At 40.3% G+C, this 19,274-nt stretch carries 17 protein-coding genes and 1 rRNA gene; 17 read left to right on the top strand and 1 reads right to left on the bottom strand.

Features of this window, described 5'->3' with window-relative positions; all coding sequences use genetic code 11:
- Positions 1–44: 44 nt before the first annotated feature.
- The 5 genes from rrf to CXM95_RS07940 all read left to right on the top strand — a co-directional run bounded on the left by rrf (position 45) and on the right by CXM95_RS07940 (position 4,037).
- A 5S ribosomal RNA gene (gene rrf, locus CXM95_RS07920) occupies positions 45–160 on the top strand.
- Between the two features lie 139 nt (positions 161–299).
- A complete protein-coding gene (locus CXM95_RS07925) occupies positions 300–1,214 on the top strand; it encodes a hypothetical protein (protein WP_008381990.1) in 915 nt (304 codons plus the stop codon).
- A complete protein-coding gene (locus CXM95_RS07930; protein WP_199559939.1) occupies positions 1,183–2,244 on the top strand; it encodes a hypothetical protein in 1,062 nt (353 codons plus the stop codon). The genes CXM95_RS07925 and CXM95_RS07930 overlap by 32 nt, the downstream gene beginning before the upstream one ends.
- Before the next feature lie 71 nt (positions 2,245–2,315).
- Entirely contained in the window at positions 2,316–3,323 is a 1,008-nt protein-coding gene (locus tag CXM95_RS07935; protein ID WP_016619978.1) for a zinc-binding alcohol dehydrogenase family protein, read from the top strand.
- A complete protein-coding gene (locus CXM95_RS07940; protein ID WP_086299484.1) occupies positions 3,324–4,037 on the top strand; it encodes a class I SAM-dependent methyltransferase in 714 nt (237 codons plus the stop codon).
- 131 nt (positions 4,038–4,168) lie between these two features.
- Here CXM95_RS07940 and CXM95_RS07945 read toward each other — a convergent pair whose 3' ends face one another.
- On the bottom strand, positions 4,169–5,272 hold the full coding sequence (locus CXM95_RS07945; RefSeq protein ID WP_086317363.1) for an SLC13 family permease: 1,104 nt from the start codon (positions 5,270–5,272) through the stop codon (positions 4,169–4,171).
- A 162-nt stretch (positions 5,273–5,434) separates the two neighbouring features.
- On the opposite strand from CXM95_RS07945, the gene CXM95_RS07950 reads away from it, so the two are divergent.
- The 12 genes from CXM95_RS07950 (at position 5,435) to CXM95_RS08005 (ending at position 19,040) form a co-directional block, all read left to right on the top strand.
- Positions 5,435–6,904 carry a helix-turn-helix domain-containing protein gene (locus CXM95_RS07950; protein WP_008381983.1) on the top strand — a complete coding sequence of 490 codons (1,470 nt, stop codon included), beginning with the start codon at positions 5,435–5,437 and terminating at the stop codon, positions 6,902–6,904.
- Entirely contained in the window at positions 6,901–8,265 is a 1,365-nt protein-coding gene (locus CXM95_RS07955) for an FAD-dependent oxidoreductase (protein WP_008381982.1), read from the top strand. The genes CXM95_RS07950 and CXM95_RS07955 overlap by 4 nt, the downstream gene beginning before the upstream one ends.
- Positions 8,266–8,900: 635 nt before the next feature.
- On the top strand, positions 8,901–9,851 hold the full coding sequence (locus CXM95_RS07960) for an ABC transporter permease (protein ID WP_008381981.1): 951 nt from the start codon (positions 8,901–8,903) through the stop codon (positions 9,849–9,851).
- Positions 9,848–10,792: an iron chelate uptake ABC transporter family permease subunit gene (locus CXM95_RS07965; protein WP_086299481.1), complete on the top strand. Its 945-nt coding sequence runs from the start codon at positions 9,848–9,850 to the stop codon at positions 10,790–10,792. Before CXM95_RS07960 ends, CXM95_RS07965 begins: the two co-directional genes overlap by 4 nt.
- Positions 10,789–11,547: an iron ABC transporter ATP-binding protein gene (locus CXM95_RS07970; RefSeq protein ID WP_008381979.1), complete on the top strand. Its 759-nt coding sequence runs from the start codon at positions 10,789–10,791 to the stop codon at positions 11,545–11,547. The genes CXM95_RS07965 and CXM95_RS07970 overlap by 4 nt, the downstream gene beginning before the upstream one ends.
- A gap of 25 nt (positions 11,548–11,572) precedes the next feature.
- Entirely contained in the window at positions 11,573–12,544 is a 972-nt protein-coding gene (locus tag CXM95_RS07975) for a siderophore ABC transporter substrate-binding protein (protein ID WP_008381977.1), read from the top strand.
- Positions 12,545–12,729: 185 nt separating this feature from the next.
- Positions 12,730–13,062 carry a PadR family transcriptional regulator gene (locus tag CXM95_RS07980; protein WP_008381975.1) on the top strand — a complete coding sequence of 111 codons (333 nt, stop codon included), beginning with the start codon at positions 12,730–12,732 and terminating at the stop codon, positions 13,060–13,062.
- Complete coding sequence (locus CXM95_RS07985) at positions 13,059–14,018, top strand: permease prefix domain 1-containing protein (protein WP_008381974.1); 960 nt, start codon at positions 13,059–13,061, stop codon at positions 14,016–14,018. Before CXM95_RS07980 ends, CXM95_RS07985 begins: the two co-directional genes overlap by 4 nt.
- 152 nt (positions 14,019–14,170) lie before the next feature.
- Positions 14,171–14,374: a hypothetical protein gene (locus CXM95_RS07990; RefSeq protein WP_008381972.1), complete on the top strand. Its 204-nt coding sequence runs from the start codon at positions 14,171–14,173 to the stop codon at positions 14,372–14,374.
- Between the two features lie 308 nt (positions 14,375–14,682).
- Positions 14,683–15,246 (top strand): alkyl hydroperoxide reductase subunit C, encoded by a 564-nt coding sequence (ahpC, locus tag CXM95_RS07995; RefSeq protein ID WP_005226227.1) that lies wholly within the window; start codon positions 14,683–14,685, stop codon positions 15,244–15,246.
- A 9-nt stretch (positions 15,247–15,255) separates the two neighbouring features.
- Positions 15,256–16,785, top strand: coding sequence for an alkyl hydroperoxide reductase subunit F (gene ahpF, locus CXM95_RS08000; protein WP_101698973.1), 1,530 nt, complete (start codon positions 15,256–15,258; stop codon positions 16,783–16,785).
- A 359-nt stretch (positions 16,786–17,144) separates the two neighbouring features.
- Positions 17,145–19,040 (top strand): endonuclease MutS2, encoded by a 1,896-nt coding sequence (locus CXM95_RS08005; protein ID WP_101698974.1) that lies wholly within the window; start codon positions 17,145–17,147, stop codon positions 19,038–19,040.
- Positions 19,041–19,274 lie beyond the last annotated feature (234 nt).

Below are 19,274 nucleotides of genomic sequence, written 5' to 3' on the forward strand. Positions count from 1 at the left end.
CTTCGATCCAGTTTTGAGTGAGCAACACTTACTCAATTGAATAGTGTGGTGGCGATAGCAAGAAGGATACACCTGTAACCATGCCGAACACAGAAGTTAAGCTTCTTAGCGCCGATTGTAGTGAAGGGTTTCCCTTTGTGAGAGTAGGACGTCGCCACGCAGTCAAACACATGTCTTCATTGACATGTGTTTTTTTGTTATTACAACGATGTATCATTTTACTAAAAACAATCACTTAAAATAACTTTTTATGGAAAAAAATGATACACTAGTAGTGAAGTATTTTTAGGAGGGATCATATGACTGACGATGCCAAAAAAGAACAAAATGTTGTTCAAGATCAAGACGTTGTTTCAGTTTCAACGAATGAAGAAGTATCCTTTGGCGATATAAAACAAGTGGCCTCAAAAAATATAGGTCAGATGCTGCAAGACCTGCAAGATTTTGAAGTCGCGATCGAAAAAGAGGATATTCCTGAAATTTATCGTATATATAATGGTCGATTACACAAACAGTTAAAAGAAACATCAAATCAAAATCATGAGATTGATGAATTGTTATCAAGGAAGTTCCACGATAACTTTACCCAAGCTTTCCCATTTATGATGCATTGTGCCAAAATATCTCCTACGGTGCATTACTATAAGTTAGGAACCTATTATCATGAGCGAGCGACGATTGGTATCGATGCGAGTATTCCCGAAATTTTTGTTATCCCTGAGATAGATGAAGAATGGGAAAAGTTCCAACGAGGCAATCGTGAGATGCTGACAGCAATCGAACAGCAGATGGACAAGCTGGAAGCCAAACGGATCACTGCGTTATCAGAAGTGAAGGAAATCCAAAATCAGATCGATAAACTTACGGAAGCCGAAAATGAATTGACGGAATCAAAGGGCTTTTTCAATCGGACAAAAATCGATGAAGAACTAGAGCGTTTGACTTCTGACCGGAAAGCTCTAGAAGCCAAACGTAGAGAATGGGAAAGATATTCAAATAATAATGAAGAAGTTTTTGCTGAAAAAGAACGCCTGCAGCAGCAATATCAAACATTGCGTTTAAAGAAAGCAATCGTAGAAAAAGAATTCCGACAAATTGATACTTTTTTTGGTTCTTTTGAAGAATTCAATACTAAATTATTGGCTTTCTTAGCTCAGTATACGGGAAAGGAGCTGATTGAAATTGACGAAAGAAACACAGAAAAATCCTCTTGAACCACAACTGATGGATCAGGAAGAGACTCTAGAAGTTCAACCAGAAGAAGTCAATGAGGTCGACGAAAATTCAGCAACCAATGCGTCTACCACAGTTGATGATCGCTCTTTAGTAGAAGACAATGTAGAGGATGATTCTTTCAAATTAGTGGAAGAGGAAGAGGAAGCGAAATATGAAGATGATTACTATGCTGTAAAAGCACAAGATCATCAGCGCATCGAGTCCCTTATTGAACAAGCCGAAAATGAACTAGCTGATTTAAAATTGCGAAAATCAATCATGGAGGCTGATTTCTCCGGGTTGCTCAACCATTATCGTCATTTGATCTTAACAGAACAAGAAATCTCTGTCATTGCAAAAAAAAACTTGCTTGAGTACTATGCCTATGAATTCTTGAAACCATTAAAAGTGATTCATTTAACAGCTACCGACAATTACGATACCTGGAAGACAAAGCACTTCAATGTCCGCTTTCGTTTAACAGAAACAAAAGAACTAGAGTTTAGTTTTAAGTTAAATCCGGTCAATTCAAGTTACCAATCAAACTATTTGCCGTTGTTGACAATCAATTCAAATTCCCAGTCGGTGGTGGTCAACGATGAACAGATTTTACATCTGATCAGTCAATGGCATGCCGATAATATTTTCTCAGTCAATCAACTTTCACTGTTTAATTACGATGTAAATTTGATACTGGCTCATTTAAAAGAATTGGATTTTACTGTCTCGCCAAGTTTGATCGACAATACCCAAACCTTAGCTGTCGATATGGAAACAGATTTTCCTGTTGCAGCGGAAGTCCTTGACCAAATTTTCATCATCACGATGGAGAATCAGTCGTATGATTTTATCACAGAAAACAAAGGCGAGATCCTTGTTCTGCTTGATAAAAATCAGCGTTTGACGATTCATTTGTACACAGAATCAACGTTACTCACGATTGACTCGGATCAATGGAAGCGATCTTTATTGGATTTCTTCACAAGTTATCCGTTTTTGGTTCCGCTTGTCGTTCAAGGTGAAGAATAAATGTTCTAAATTGGTTAAAAGTGCTAGAATGGTTTTTATAACTATTCAGCACTTTTTTTGGAAGGAGCAGTATGATGATAAATAAAGCACTAGGTTTTTATGAAGGACGATCTTTAGATGATCCAGAAGTATTTATTGAAAAGGAATTTCCAATGCCAACTTGTCAGGCAAACGATCTATTGGTGGAAGTGCAAGCTGTTTCTGTGAATCCAATTGACACGAAACGCCGCCAAACAACCACTTTAAGTGAGAAATTCCATATCCAGGGATATGATGCAGTAGGTATAGTACATGAAATCGGCTCAGCAGTTAATGGCTTTGCCGTTGGTGATCGGGTGTTTTATGCTGGAACCACACAACGACCTGGTGCGAATCAAAGGTTTCAAGTCGTTGATTTTCGAATCGCAGCAAAGGCGCCAGCCGGCTTTTCTGACGGTGATCTTGCAGCTATGCCATTAACGAGTATTACGGCATGGGAATTGCTTTTTGAAAAATTTGGGTATGTGCCTGAAGAGAACGCGAATGAAGGATCAATTTTATTGGTCAATGCCAGCGGTGGTGTTGGCTCGATTGCGGCGCAACTAGCAAAATGGGCAGGATTGACAGTCTATGGCACTGCGAGTCCTAAGAACGATCAGTGGCTTAAAGACAATCAAGTGGATCAGGTACTGAATCACCGCTTGCCGTTAGCTGAACAAATCACTGAACCTTTTTCAGCCGTTGCACTTTTTTATGACGCATCTGCCTATTTGCCACAATTAACAAAAGCAATCTTGCCATTTGGCAAAGTCGGAATGATCGTGAATACGAAAGAAGCGCTAGATTTAAATCCATTTAAAAACCTCGGCATCGATTTTTATTGGGAGTATATGTTCACAAAAACAGATGCTCAGTTGATGATTGAAACACAAGGGGGCATTTTGCAACGGATCGCCTCGTTGCTCGCTGACAAAAAGATCCATACGACTGCGGTCCAAACGTTTGATGGAGGAATTACCATCGAGACCTTAAAGCACGCTACAAAAGCGGTTGAGCAAGGAACGAAAGGAAAGACAGTGATCACTGGAGGCGTCCGCTAAATGGAAGAAGAGGAAGCGATGCTGTTTTGGGATGAATTCGCGCAAGAATATGCGCAAATTCAAAGAGAATCCCAATTGAAAATCGCCGAAGAGGCAGCAGCTTTTTTGGTGGAGCAGAAAGTGTTTCCGATATCGACCTTCGTTGACTTTGCTGCGGGCACTGGTCGCTACATTTCAGCTTTTTATCCTTTTGTAGATGAGTATTACGCAATTGATTTTTCAAAAGAAATGTTAAAAATCATCGAAGAAACGATGGAAGATCCGATGAGCAAGCTCCATCTGGTTCAGCAGAGCCAAAAAGACTTTTTATCTGCAGACCAGCACTGGCCCTGTATTTTTATGGCAATGAATCCAGCAGTCAGAGACAAAGAAACTTTGCTTCAGTTTCAAAGAAAGGCCCATCAATTAATTATTCTAAGAATGATCGCAGAAGAAGAGAACGTGTTTCAGCCTTATGAAAAAAATCATTCAGCGAAGAACGATCTGAACCTAAATACTTGTTACAAGAAGTGGTTTACAGAAGAAGCGATCGATTGGCAGAGTCGGCAATTCGAGTATATTTTGAAGGAAGAGATCGATCAAGAATTATTTCATCTTTATTTTGAGGAGGAGTATTCATTGGAACAGCGGCAAGAAATGGTTCAACATGTCTTTGGTGAGGCATTGACTGTCGAAAGCCAAACGAAAATCACCTTTGAGCTTCTCTTAGCCTAGGAGAAATCACACAATAGACATCAAAAAACGAGATTCTGACATAAGATCAAGAAACAGGTACAGCAAGTAGGGTTCTGTTGACTGCTGACTGGAAACATCTTATGCTGGAATCTCGTTTTACAGTGAATTTACTACAATAAAAGGTAGACGATACTGCCTAATAACAGTAAAAAAACGACGTTAACGATAAAAAATAGCTTTTGAAACATTCCCGCTTCTTTGGGTCTGGCTTGTTTCAGTAATTTGTACCCAATCAAATTCGCCAAAGAAGCAATCAATGTACCCAAACCACCCACATTGACGCCCAAAAGAACGGCTTTTTCTAAATCGGTGAAAGGAGCAATCAAAATCGCTGCAGGAACGTTAGATATTCCTTGAGAGAGTAAAATACTACCTAAAAAAGCGCGATGTGTTTCTTGAAAATATGGTCGAATGTGATCGGTGACCAGAGGTTGGTCTTGAATATTCCCAACGATCAAGAAGAAGCAGAGGAAGGTAAGTAGTAACCGATAATCAACTTTTGCGAATAATCGTTTGTTGCTAAACCAAACCACGGCTGCGACGACGAGCACAGCGATTGAAATAGGTAGAACACTAAAAATACCAAGAATCATAAGGACAAATAATCCTGCATTGAGCAGCGCTGGCTTTTTTTCAAAGGGCTCTTCTTGCAGGGCGATTTCCAATGGAGTCTTTGGGATGAGCTGGATCGAAACAAGGAGTAATAGCAAAGAAAGTCCCACAAAGGTGCCGGTAGTCCACATGAATTGTGGCAGCGAAATCTGATAGTAAGAAAATAAAAATAGATTTTGCGGATTTCCAAATGGAAACAGGCTGCTTCCTAAATTGGCTGCCACGATCAAATAGACAGCGCCTAATAAGACACTGGTGCGCTGTTGTTCTTTCCTCGTTAAGAGTAAGTAGATGGGCAATAATGTTAAGATAGCCACGTCGTTTGTTAAAAACATCGAACTGAAGAAGCTTAGCAAGACGATTGAACGGATCAAGTCACGCAGATTGCGACTTTTTTCCACTAATTTTTGTCCAAATGCTCGTAAAAGACCAGCTTCTTCTAACCCATTGATTACTAACATCAACCCAAACAGTGATAAAATCACTTTAAAGTCAATAAATGACCAACGGAAGGTGCCGAAAAAACACGCAATGAGTGCTAGTAACAGGGAAATCGAAAATAATCGATCCGTTCGAAAAAATGCTAACATTCGTTTTCCCATAGTTCACCACCTTTCTTCTCAAGAATTTTACCATTCCCGCGCTTTAGGAACAATAAATAACGCTTTTTCCATATAACTCAAAGGCATTCAGGCAATTTTTATAGTTGACAAACGACCCATTAATTGGGAAATTAGTATGTGAAAGGTGAAGGAGGTTCAAAAATGAATGTTATGCAGCTGCTTGAAAAAAATCAGCAGGTTCATTTTCAAATTTTAGCTGTTTTTTTTCAGAACGGCTCAGAAATCTCTTACAAGAAACTTGCAAAAACATTATCCATTTCCGCACCCACTTTGCAAAAAGAACTTCAAAATCTTCATCAAAATTTAGTCGCTTTCCATGAGGATGCGGCATTGACTTATTTAGAAAATGATCAAGTACAGTTAACACTTCCGCTTGATTTCTCACTAAAAAAATTCTTTTATGCGTATCTTTCAGAAGCAATCGATTTTCAGATATTGTCGTATTTGTTTTTTCATCGAGATGAGTCAACGACGAAAATGATGTTAGAACTGATGTTGAGTGAAGCTTCATTGTTTCGTCGATTCAAAGCCATCAATCAGTTATTGAAAGAATTCGACATCCAATTAAAAAATAAAAAATTGCTTGGGGATGAAAAACAGATTCGCTTTTTCTATTATCAGTTTTTTTCACAAAGTTATCCCAATGAAGAATTGATCGCTCGCTTGAATGCACCAGCCATCAACAATTTGATTCGAGTAATCGAAAAACAGCTACAGACAACGTTTAGTCAATCCGAACGCTGGAAAGTCGGGCTGTGGTTAGGTATTATGGAAGCCCGTTTTGATTATCGTGGCTCGCAGCAGCATGAAGCATCGTATCCATTGTTGAAGTCATTGGAAAATGAAGCGATGTTCCAGCTTTTGCGGAATATATTAGGACGCTATCTCAGTCGTTTTGCCGTATCCTGGAGCGATTATGAAACGGTTTATTTCTATTTATTTTTATTAGCTGAAGGCTTGATTCGCCCTTCACTGGATGACTCCTTGCAAAAATCACTTTTCTTCCAAGAGATCGATGCGTTAAATGGGGAGTTGCTGCAGGCAATTGGTGATAGTGAGAGAAAGACTACAGAAACTTCTACGGAATTATGCGTCTTCTTGACGAGTGTGACGATCCAAGCGTTGTATATTCATGGCGGCATTATTGCCTTTGCTGAATTTCAGCCTCAAAGTGTTGCGAATGAGAGCTTGATTGAAGTGGCACAGCAAGCAATCGAACAGTTGGAGAAAAACGTAAACCAGTCCTTTTCTCTTGAGAAAAAGCAGCATTTGACCAATGAATTGCTTTTGATCCGTCAATGGATTCAAGTAAAACAGGAAAAAGCATTTACGGTCGGCATTTTGTTGACTCAATCACGATTACGCAGTGGCTTTTTGCGGCGTTTTTTGATCAAAGAATTGGCTGGCTATCCGAATATTCATTTTGAGGGGACGAAGGAGAAGGATTATGATTTATTGATCGTTGATCATTCTGAGATCTCGGAAGGCTATCGTTATAAAAAACGATTGATTTTAACAGGTGGGGCAACCCCATTTGAAGAAGAGCGGCTTCATCAAATCGTGGATGAAATACGCAATGAGAACCTTGAAAGCGAGTTGGAAAAGATATGAGAATAGTGATTATTGGAGGCTCTCATGCAGGAATTGCTGCTGCCCGTCATTTAAAAAAAGTTGACCCAAAAGTCGATGTGATAATTATTGAAAAATCAAGCGTTCTGGGTTATGTTGCTAGCAGTTTGAATTTAGTGCTGGAAGGCTACATTCAACGATTGGAAGATTCCCGAACGGCAACTGCGAGTGAGCTTCTTTCTGAAGGAATCAATGTGATGTTAAACAGTGAAGTCACAAAAATCTTTCCGCAAGAACAAACGGTTCATTTTGTCACATCAACGGAATCTTATCAGCAAGAAGACGAAGTGAGTTATGATGGCTTGATTTTGGCGATGGGATCGAGTACTTTCCGTTCGGAGTTTGCCTCAGATGTCGAAGCACATATAACGACCTACAAAACCATTGGTCAATCAAAGCAAGCGTTAGAAAAAATCGAAAGTGCGCAAACCGTGGCGATCGTTGGCGCGGGTCTGATTGGGTTTGAATTGGCTGAATCTTTAAGTGGCCAGCAAAAAGCCGTTCATTTGATTGATCGAATGGATACCCTTTTGTTCCGTTATTTTGATCAAGAAATTGCTGAAATTTTGATGGCGCGCTTTCCAGAGAACTTACAAATCTATCTTAACAGCAATGTCGCCCATACGATCAAAGACGAGAAGGGTGAATATCAGGGAATCGAGCTTTCAAACGGAACCAAGATTCGAGCTGACGTGGTCGTTTATGCCGTAAATCCGCGACCGAATGTCGCATTGGTTGAAGACTTTTTAAAACTAAATCTCGATGGCACGGTATTTACAAATGAATATTTACAAACGTCTGACCCAGCGATTTATGCAATTGGTGACCTGGTTTCGATTCCTTTCAATCATTCGGATAGCTCTTTGTATATCCCTTTAGTGACTAATGCTTATCGGACGGGGATCGTAGCTGCCACCAATTTATTGGCAAATGAACGGGGAACGACGAAAATTCCTTTTCCAAAAATGCAACGGACCGTCGTTAGTAAACTGTTTGGCTATTTCGTCAGCAGTTCAGGTATTAATGAGACCGAGGCACCGTATTACGGCTTTGAAGTAGATTCAGTGACGCAGACATTTCATTCTCGGACATTTTTCGCGACAGATGAGGATTTTGAAGTAACGTTAAAACTGATTTTTGATCAGCAAACGAAAGTGATTATGGGGGGACAAATCATTACGAGTGATCGTGGAAGTTTGGAGATCATCAATACGATCTCAACCTTGATCAATAGCAAGACGACCTTGCACCAACTAGCGACAATGGATTACTTTTTCAATCCAACCATTTCTTTCCCTTTGCACTTTTTGAATCAATTAGCCCTTGATGGCTTGTTAAAGTAAAATAATAACTCTTGATAAACCTGCGATGATCGTAGGTTTATTTTTTTTAATTACAGATAATCGGGAAAGACTATCGATTACAATCAGTGACTGGTATCGCGTATTGAAAACAGGTAGGCTTTTGTCGGAGATTGAATTCAACTGGTATCATGATTTTTTGGAAGAAGAAACTCAAAACGAAAACTATAAAACTCGTTCCACGACTAAACTGTTTTTACTCACAATTTCTTATCGATAGACGAATGGTGTTTAGGTGGAGGAGACGGCGCGTCATTTGCTTTTATCTGAAAAGTTACATCACCATTGCATCAGTAAGTGCTGGCTTTACAAGGGTTTCAATAGATGAAAATAATTGCAAATCTAAGTGATCTGTTATTGAATGATCCTCATAAAATGAATATAGTATGAGCGAGCATTTTATAATTAAAGCAATAAAATAGACAATATTGAGATAAAAATAAGTTTTCTCGCAAGGATATAAGAGAAAAACATCACATAATCCTTTTCTTTACACACTCATTTTTTCGAAATTGCGATAGGAAAGGGATTTTTTAAAAAAAATTCTTGTGATTTTAAGTGAAATACGTTACCCTATTAAAGAGAGTGAGAATCATTCTCAATAAGGGGGGCGGGGCATGTTTAAAAAAATCGGATTACTGCTGATCTTTGTTCTTCTAGTGGGTTGCTCCTTGTTGGCAGGCACCCATGAATTGTCTTTATCAGGTTTACAGCAGGGTGATCCGAATCATTGGCTTGTTTTGGTAAAAGTTAGGCTTCCACGGACGATCAGTTTGATCATTGCAGGTGGGATCATTAGTATCTGTGGAAAAATTATGCAACACATGATGCAAAATAAATTTGTGGCCTCGGAGTCGATTGGACTGACGGATAGCGCCCGTTTAGGAATTTTGCTGGTTATGCTCTTTCTACCAAATGCCTCAAATTTGATTCGCACTACAGCAGCATTTGTGTTTGCCTACGCAGGTGTGTTGTTCTTTTTATTTTTAAGCCAATTTCTACCAAAGAAAGATCCAATGATGCTGCCGTTAACAGGGGTGATGTTCGGTAATATCATCGGGGCTATCAGTAGCTTCTTAGCCTATCGCTTCCAATTGGTTCAAAATGTTTCTTCTTGGCTGCAAGGAAATTTTGCCACCATTATGGTTGGACAGTATGAACTTTTGTATTTGACGATTCCCGTTTTCGGTCTATTGTATTTCTTGGCTTATGAGATCACGATCGCCGGTTTAGGAGAAAGTGCGGCTAAGAGTCTGGGAATCAATTACTTGTTCTTGCGTTTTGCTGTATTTGCGCTGGTGGCGTTTGCTAGCAGTATCGTTTTATTGACTGTGGGGCAAATTCCTTTTTTAGGGATCGTTATCCCAAATATGATCGGCATGGTTTTTGGGGATCACTTGAAAAACAATCTGCTTTTGATCAGCTTTGCCGGAAGCGCGTTCTTGCTATTGTGTGATGTATTGGCGAGAATCGTCATCGCACCTTATGAAATGCCGGTCAGTGTTGTTGCCGGCGTACTGGGTGGCTGCTGTTTCTTGATTTTGCTTCTGGGGAGGAAATTTCGATGAAGAAAAAACTTTTTCTTTTGTTGTTTCTGATCCTTTGTGCATGTGGTGCCTATCTGACCTATAACACCTATGGAAACTGGTCATTTGCTTTTGCATTAAGGGGACGCCGAATCTTGGCTTTTGCCTTAGTTGCAATCGCCATCTCCTTTAGTACCATCACCTTACAGACACTGACAAGCAATCGCTATCTGACCCCTGGAATTTTAGGCTTGGACCAACTGTATGTTCTTGTTCAAACCCTTTGTTTCTTTTTTATCGGCGGAATTCAGATGCTGAGCCAAGAAACAGCAACGATGTTTTTGTTTTCTGTCGGCTTAACTGCCGTTCTAGGTAGCTTCTTAATTGGCTTTTTCTATCAAAAATCAGTCGCTGGGTTGTTTTTGTTATTGATGGCAGGGATGGTCTGTGGCACGATGTTCGGTAGTCTCAGCACCTTTCTGCAAGTGTTGATGGATCCAAATGAATATGATTTACTACAAGGTCGTTTGTTTGCCAGCTTTGGCAATATCAATACCCAGCATCTACTGATTGCTGCCGCGATCATTTTGCTAGGGAGTATCTGTCTGGTTCTGCTGATTCCAGAATTGAATTTGCTCCATTTAGGAAGTGGGCAAGCCAAAAGTTTAGGTGTATCTGTTCAATGGCTTCATAAAGGTGTTTTATTTTTGATTGCTTTACTGACAGGCACCGCCACTGCTTTAGTTGGTCCAGCAGTTTTTCTAGGCTTTGTGGTGGCGACGATCACCTATCAGCTTTTCCCAACTTATCGTCACGGCTGGTTGTTTTTCGGTGGGAGTTTGATTGGTTTTCTCCTGTTGGTAGGAGGTCAATTCCTAGTGGAACAGGTCTTTCAATGGCAAACGACCATCGGCACCGTGATCCAATTATTAGGCGGTATCTTCTTTATAAGCAAATTGCTGCTGGAAAGGAAAAAATCATGATCGAAACCAAAAATGTATCCAAGAATTATGCAAAAACACAAGTTTTGACGGAATGTTCTATAGCGTTGCCGGAACAGAAAATGATTGCCTTCATCGGGCCCAATGGTGCCGGAAAAAGTACCTTGCTTTCTTTAGTCAGTCGGATGTTGGATCAACGCACCGGTGATATTTATCTGGATGGAACGGAGATTCGTCAATGGAAGTCCAAAGAGCTAGCAAAAAAAATGGCTTTTTTGCAGCAAAGCAATCGCTATGCCGTCAATCTGACTGTAAGAGAGCTGGTGGCATTTGGTCGCTATCCGTATAACCGGGGGCGACAATCGGCAGCAGATGATGGGATCATTGATGACGCTTTGTCTAAGTTATCTCTAACCGAATATAGTGATCAATCGATTCATGAACTTTCTGGTGGTCAGTTACAACGAGTTTACTTGGCGATGATTTTAGCCCAAGATACAGATTATCTACTCTTGGACGAACCGTTAAACAATTTAGATTTAAAACACGCCAACCAGCTGATGAAGCTATTGACAACCTTGGTGGAAGACTATCAGAAAACTGTTGTGATCGTTTTGCACGACATTAATTTTGCAGCACGGTATGCCGATCACATCGTCGCGATGAAAGATGGTCAGATTTTTAAAGCGGCTGACACAGAGGCAGTGATTCAAGAACAATTATTAGAATCATTGTATGAGATTCCAATCAAACTGGTACAAGTGGATGGGCGGCAATTTTGCTACACCTTCCAATAAAAAATATGTTTCAAAGGAGGAAAAAATGAAAAAAATAGCAGTAAGTTTTATGAGTATTTTCGTATTAGCGGGGTTGACCGCTTGCGGCTCGAATAATACAGGGACAACAGATTCAACGGGTACAGCTCAAACCCAAGTAGAAGAAAGTACACAAACGCCGACAGAAGTCGAGATTACGGACAGCAATGGGACTGTCACTGTTCCTTATGCGCCGGAAAAAGTTGTTGTCTTTGACAACAGTGCATTAGATACGATGGATGCACTTGGTCTTGGGGATCGAATCGTTGCTGCCGCAACCAGCAATTTGCCAGATTATTTATCAGCGTATGCGGATGTTGAATCAGCAGGGGGAATCAAAGAGCCTGATTTAGAAAAAATCAATCAACTGCAGCCAGACCTAATCATTATTTCTGGTCGACAACGTGATTTCCAAGAGGAATTGTCTGCAATCGCGCCAACCGTTTTCTTAAGCGTTGACAATAGTGATACTTGGGCATCGATCGAAGCCAACATTACGACCATTGGTCAAATTTTTGGTAAGGAAGAGGAAGCGCAAGAACAACTAGCATCGTTACAAGGTCAGATTGATACCTTGAAGGAGCAAGCGCAAAATGCTGACGAGAAAGCCTTGGTTGTTATGGTAAATGAAGGCAATCTTTCTGCTTTTGGTCCAGGTTCTCGTTACAGTATCTTGTATGACACGTTTGGTTTCCCAGCAGTAGATGAGGAATTAGAGGCGTCGACACATGGACAAAGTATTTCTTATGAGTACTTGCTTGAAAAAAATCCTGATGTCATTTTCGTGATCGATCGGACAAAAGCGATCGGTGGCAATGAAAGCGAAAGTGAATTTGTTGCAAATGAAATTGTTCAAGAAACAAATGCAGGGCAAAACGATCAAGTGATTGAATTAGATGCTGCGGTTTGGTATTTAGCTGGTTCCGGATTGGAGTCGATCCAATTGATGATGGATGATGTCAAGCCAGCCGTTGAATAAATAGGTGAAAAAAATTAAGTAATAAGGGACACGCTTATCAGTTTACTGAGAAAGCGTGTCTTTTTATTCGAACTGTTTCTAGGACCTGCGACTGATTTTTGACAAGTTATCCAGCTTTACTTTACCTGTCGTAGTAATTGATTTATAATTAGTACGACAGATGAAGTAATTTAGGAGGCGATTGCGTGATCTCGAGTGACGGAATTCGCGGCTATAACGACGCAATCATTTTATCCATTCTTTCGAAAGAAGACTCTTATGGATATGAAATATCCAAGCGTATTCGTGAAGGAACAGATGCTTTATATGTGATCAAAGAAACGACGTTGTATTCCGCTTTTACTCGGTTAGAAAAACAAGGATTGATCCGTTCGTATCCCGGAGAAGTGACACATGGCAAAAAGCGGACCTATTACCAGATAACTGTAGACGGAAAAGCAAGCCTTTCGGAGAAACTATTGGAGTGGCAGCAGACGAAGATCGTCGTTGACCAGTTCTTACAAGGAGGAGACAAATGAAAACCATTCATGACTATCTAGACAGCTTATTTTTATCAGTACCCATCACACCGGAAACGAAGAAGGCAAAAGAAGATCTTTTAGCGATTATGGAAGACCATTACTTGGAACTGATTCACCAAGGGAAAAGTGAGCATGAAGCCATCGGTGCGGTGATCAGCGAGTTTGGTTCGGTGGATGAACTGCTGCAAGAGTTAGATGTTTCAAAAGAAGAAGAGCCGATTGATGATTGGTCCGATGCCATCACAGAAGACGATGCGTTTGATTATTGGGGAACTGTGCGGCACTTTGCTTTTTCGTTGTCGATAGGAATCGGCTTTTGTATCGCCTCCCTAGCAGCCCTAATGCTCTTTGTTAGTGTTTATGCTGAGACCTTTGGAATAATGGTGATGTTTCTTTTCATCGCCATCGGGGTTGGTTTTATCATCTCTAGCAGTTTGCACTTTTCCGGTGCTCGTAAGCAGTTAGATGATCGACCAATCAAAAGGGATGCCAAACGAGAAGCCGCTCAGCAACTAGCAAATTATGAAAAAAGTTTTCGTATTGGTCTTGTTTTAGGAATTGGTGCCTGTATTTTATCAATTGCGCCTGTACTTTTAAGTGAATTGTTTTATTATTCTGTTGAGTTTGGTATTTCCTTGTTTTTCTTGACAGTTGCAGTGGGTGTGTTCTTTATTATTTATGTAAGTATTATTCGTACAGGCTTTGCGAAGCTGGCAACTGAGACGTATTTTATTCGTGACGAAGAGAATCTTGGTGATCGAGCAACACGTCATAAATATGGCGAATCCGCTGGTAGAGTTACCTTTTTTCGAACAGTCTACTGGCCAGTGATTTTGGTCGTTTATATGCTTTGGTCCTTCATGTTTCATGCCTGGGCATACTCTTGGGTCATTTTTGTGATTGGTGGTGTCTTAGAGGACTACTTTATCGGTCAGACAAAAGCCAAAAAATAAGAGATGTTTCAACCGAGAGTGGTTTCTTTACTTTTAAAAAAAGGAAGACTATAATACGGCTTGTAACTGAACCAAGCAAAAAGAACAGCGAGAAATAAGATCCTCTCAATGCTTTTTCAAAAGTTCAGAATACAAGAAAAGAGGCAATGGATATGTTAGAAATTCATTATCTGAAAAATGGTAGCAAAGAAATAACAACAATTGAATCCCCAGAGCGCTTTCTCGCAAGTCAATACTTGGAAGTTCCACCTTTTCAAGATCATTACCCAGTCGAAGAAGTTTTTCTAGACGGCAAGCGGATTACATTGAAGGAGCGAACGATCGGTGGATTGTTCAACTATTTCAATACTAAATAAAAAAATTGTCTTTTTTTATGACTCACTTTCCATTGTGAGGAATCATAGGAAGAGGCAATCTTTTTTTGTTTAATTGAGAATAAGAGATGTAATTGAGAATCTAACAGGTAGGAACTTTGCTTAGAAATGATTAGCCAAACTTATTACTATACTCCATTTGCTTTCGATAAAAAATAAATATGCTCATTTCTGAGGATGATAACATTTTTTTTGACTATTTCTGAATAAACTATTGCATTTTGTAGTTAGATATACTAATAATTAATAGAGATTATTCTCAAATAATTATTCTAATTGGAGGAAATGATATGTCATTAATTGGAAAAGAGATTGGTTCATTCGAAGCGAAAGCTTACCACAATGGAAAATTTATCGATGTTTCATCAGAAGATTTTAAAGGAAAATGGAACGTTGTTTGTTTTTATCCTGCAGATTTCTCATTTGTTTGTCCGACAGAACTTGAGGATTTGCAAGACCAATATGCATCATTAAAAGAATTAGGCGCAGAAGTTTATTCTGTATCAACTGACACCCACTACACACATAAAGCGTGGCATGACCACTCTGATGCTATCAATAAAATCGAATATATCATGATTGCAGATCCTTCTCATGTGATCTCAGAAATCTTTGATGTATTAGACGAAGCATCAGGTTTGTCTCAACGTGGTACATTTATCATCGATCCGGATGGTGTGGTACAAACGGTTGAAATCAATGCGGATGGTATCGGTCGTGATGCTAGTGGTTTGATCGATAAAATCCGTGCCGCACAATATGTCCGTACCCATCCAGGTGAAGTATGTCCTGCAAAATGGAAAGAAGGCGAAGAAACTTTAACGCCAAGCTTAGACCTTGTAGGCAAGATTTAGGAGGCTCTCATGGCATTAGATAAGGCAATCAAAGACCAACTGACGCAATATCTAGCGATGCTAGAATCAGAGGTTGTTTTTGCGGCGACTTTAGGTGAGGATGATTCTTCAACGAAAGTACGTGAATTCTTAGAAGAAATCGCAGAAATGTCGTCAAAAATCACGATTCAAGCTGTAGCAAGTGAACGGACACCAAGCTTTTCGATCAATCGTCCCAGTGAAGAAAGCGGCATCGCTTTTGCTGGTTTACCGTTAGGACATGAGTTCACTTCATTTATTTTAGCGTTGCTTCAAGTAAGCGGTCGTCCGCCGAAAATTGATGAAGCACTTCAAAAGCGCATCAAAGCGATCGATAAGCCATTACATTTTGAAACCTATGTCAGTTTGACCTGCCATAACTGTCCTGATGTTGTTCAAGCGTTAAACATTATGGCAGTGCTAAATCCTTCCATCAGTCACACCATGATCGAAGGTGGGATGTTCAAAGAAGAAATTGACAAGAAAAAAATTATGGCTGTGCCAACAGTCTTTCTAGATGGGGAAGAATTTGCAAGCGGCCGTCAAACGATCGAACAATTATTGGAAAAAGCAGCTGGTCCAACGAGTAAAGATGATTTTGCTGAAAAAGAGCTTTTCGATGTTTTGGTCGTCGGTGGCGGACCTGCAGGTGGAAGTGCAGCGATTTATGCGGCGCGTAAAGGTATCAATACTGGGATGGTTGTCGAAACAATGGGTGGCCAAGTGATGGAAACCCTTGGTATCGAAAACATGATCGGTACTCCTTATACCGAAGGACCAAAATTAATGCGTCAGGTAGAAGAGCACATCAACGAATATAAAGTCGATGTCATGAAAGGGCAGCGTGCCAAGGATATTCGTCGCAATGATGTCATCGAAATTGAATTAGAAAATGGCGCAGTATTAAAAACCAAAACGGCTATTTTAGCAACCGGTGCTCGCTGGCGCAACATCAATGTTCCGGGAGAAAAAGAATTCAAAAATAAAGGTGTTGCCTATTGTCCACATTGTGACGGCCCGTTATTTGCTGGGAAAGAGGTTGCTGTCATTGGCGGCGGAAACTCTGGGATCGAAGCAGCGATCGATTTAGCTGGCATGGCAAAACATGTCTACGTTCTTGAATTTTTACCAGAACTAAAAGCGGACCTTGTGCTACAAAACCGTTTGAACACGTTAGAAAATGTGACTGTTATTACGAATGCCGCAACGAAGGAAATTGCTGGATCCGATCATGTCGAACAATTGACCTACGTTGATCGCGAAACGAATGGCGAATTCACATTAGCTGTGGAGGGTGTCTTCATTTTGATTGGCTTAATGCCGAATACTGAATGGTTAAAAGACCGCATCGTTTTAAACGAGCGTAATGAGATCGTGGTGGACAAACATGGCACAACCAACATTGAAGGGGTCTTTGCAGCGGGAGATTGTACCGATAGTGTATACAAACAGATCATCACTTCAATGGGTTCAGGTGCCACTGCTGCATTAGGTGCGTTTGATTACCTGATTCGATCGTAAGTAGGTAAGTAGCTTATTATTTGATCTAGATCAGAAACGTTTCAGGAGCTTCTAGCAGCTTCTGAGACGTTTTTTCTTTGAGGGGAAGGAGATTTGAGGGGAGTTGACAGAAGGACAGTTTCTATATTACAATGAAAAAAACTCGTTCAAAAAAGAAAGAGGTATATTAATGAGTGTCGTAGGTATCTAATCAGCTAATTAAAACAAATAAGCAAAAACAGACTGTTTATTTGTTGTGCCTGTAGATACCGATAAAAATCGTTATTGATGAATCAGGTGATGGGAGACTATCGCTTTTTTTGTACACTTTTTTGGACGGGGATGTTACCGGGATCCTCAGGCACAAGAAAGGATCACTCATGAAGATACCTCAAGCAACTGAATTTGAACAAATTAAAGAACAAGTAAGTAAAAAAATAATCAGCGATTATGGTAAAGCACGTTTTGCCAATGAAAAACCAGCAGCTACGATCCATTCCGCCCAAAAACGAGTGTCTGAGACAACTGAAGCGATGGCGCTATTAGACGCCGGACGTCAAGTCCCTTTCATGGGGCTTCAGCATGTCTTACATCATACGGAGAAGATTGAAAAAGGCTTTGTATTGGAGCCGCAGGAATTGATTGAATACGGAGACTTTTTACGGTCTTTTCGAATCATCCGTCAATTGTTTGAAAAAAATCAATCAATTGCCCCAAGATTGCATCACTATGCTCAGGGGTTGGCCGACTTTTCTGAAATCGCCGAAATGATTTTCCAAAAAATTCGCAATGGTCAGGTAGATAGTAACTCCAGCCGAGAATTACGGAAAATTCGTGGCACAATTGAGAAATATGAGGCCGATTTAAAAAAAGTTTTTGCAAAGTTTTTTAAAGAAAGTCGCTATCTGCAAGAAAACCGTGTGATCAAAAAGAACGACCGTTATACGCTGCCGGTACGTGCCGAATTTCAACAGCAAATTAAAGGGACGATCATCGAACGTTCTAATAAACGCGCGACTGTTTTTATTGAACCAGAGGCAGCTGCCCGTCTGAATGATCGATTGATTTTGGCACAGGCGGAAGAAACGGCCGCCCAATACCAAGTTTTATCAGAATTGACCGGGGCAATCGCCGAACAAATGAATGCAGTATTTGCCTGTCTTGATATTTTAGTGGTACTAGATATTATTTTTGCTCGCGGAAAGTATTGTCGGGAAATCAATGGTCAACCGATAGCAATCACTGAAGAAGAAGTTTTGCTTCTTGATCAAGTCCGGCATCCTTTACTGGGCACTAATGCTGTTCCTCTATCTTTAAAACTAGGAGAAGAGAACCGATGTATGGTCATCACAGGGCCGAATGCTGGTGGTAAGACGGTTGTCTTAAAAACCGTCGGACTCGTTTGTGCGATGGCACATTACGGCTTGTTTCCAGCGCATAATGGCAACAGCAGCGTGCCGTTTTTAAAAAGTCTTTGGATGGATATCGGGGATCAGCAAAGTCTAGAAAATTCTTTAAGTACCTTTTCTGGACACATGTCGAATATTGCACAGATCATGACGAATGCCAGCCGGAACAGTATCGTTTTGTTAGATGAAATTGGCAGCGGGACTGAACCAAATGAAGGAGCAGCTTTAGCGATCGCCATTATGGAATCGATCTATCGATCGGGGGCGTTAATGATCGCCACGACTCATTATGGTGAAATCAAGCAGTTTGCTCTTGATCACCAAGATTTTGAAACAGCGGCGATGGCTTTTGATGCCAAGACCCTGACGCCGAAATACCGCTTGTTGACCAATGCGGTCGGTGAAAGTAATGCGTTTTGGATCGCCGAAAAAATGGCGATTCCTGCTGAGGTCGTGCAAACGGCAAAGGACTATTTAAAGAATAAATCTTATTCTTTTGAGAAGCAGCCTTTTGAGACGTCCAGAAAACGAACCGATCCTCAGGAAACAAAGTCTGAGCACATTTTTCAAAAGGGAGACCAGGTCTTTTCAGCAGAGCATGAAAAACGGGGAGTCTTTTATGAATACTTGGAACAGGGACAAGCGAAGATTTATATTGAGAAACAATGTTTCGTTGTTGCTGCTCGGCGATTGCAACTGCTCACCAAACGAGAAGCACTCTATCCAGCCGGCTATGATCTAGATCAATTATTTTCCGATTTTGCCCAACGTAAATTTACCCGAGATATTGAACGTGGGTCTAAAAAAGCGCAAAAGCAGTTACGAAAAGCAGCGCAAGAGCGTCAGGCCAAACGATCATTGGATTGATCGGCACAGATATATTTAGAGCGGGAGTATAAAATCAAGAAAGCAGCTCTTTTTCGAGTTTTAGAAAAAGAGCTGTCTTTTTTTGAAAATGACCGTTTTTTAATAACGCGTATGATTGAAGGGAATCCAATGATGGTCGAATGATTTCCATTGATTTTTCTTTAAATGTCGGAAATTACTCGAAATATCTAAATTCTTTAAGAAAAGTTAAAGAAAAATAAAAATAACAAAGAA

Origin of the sequence: Enterococcus sp. CR-Ec1, from assembly GCF_002850555.1 — a bacterium.
GTDB lineage: Bacteria > Bacillota > Bacilli > Lactobacillales > Enterococcaceae > Enterococcus_D > Enterococcus_D entomosocium.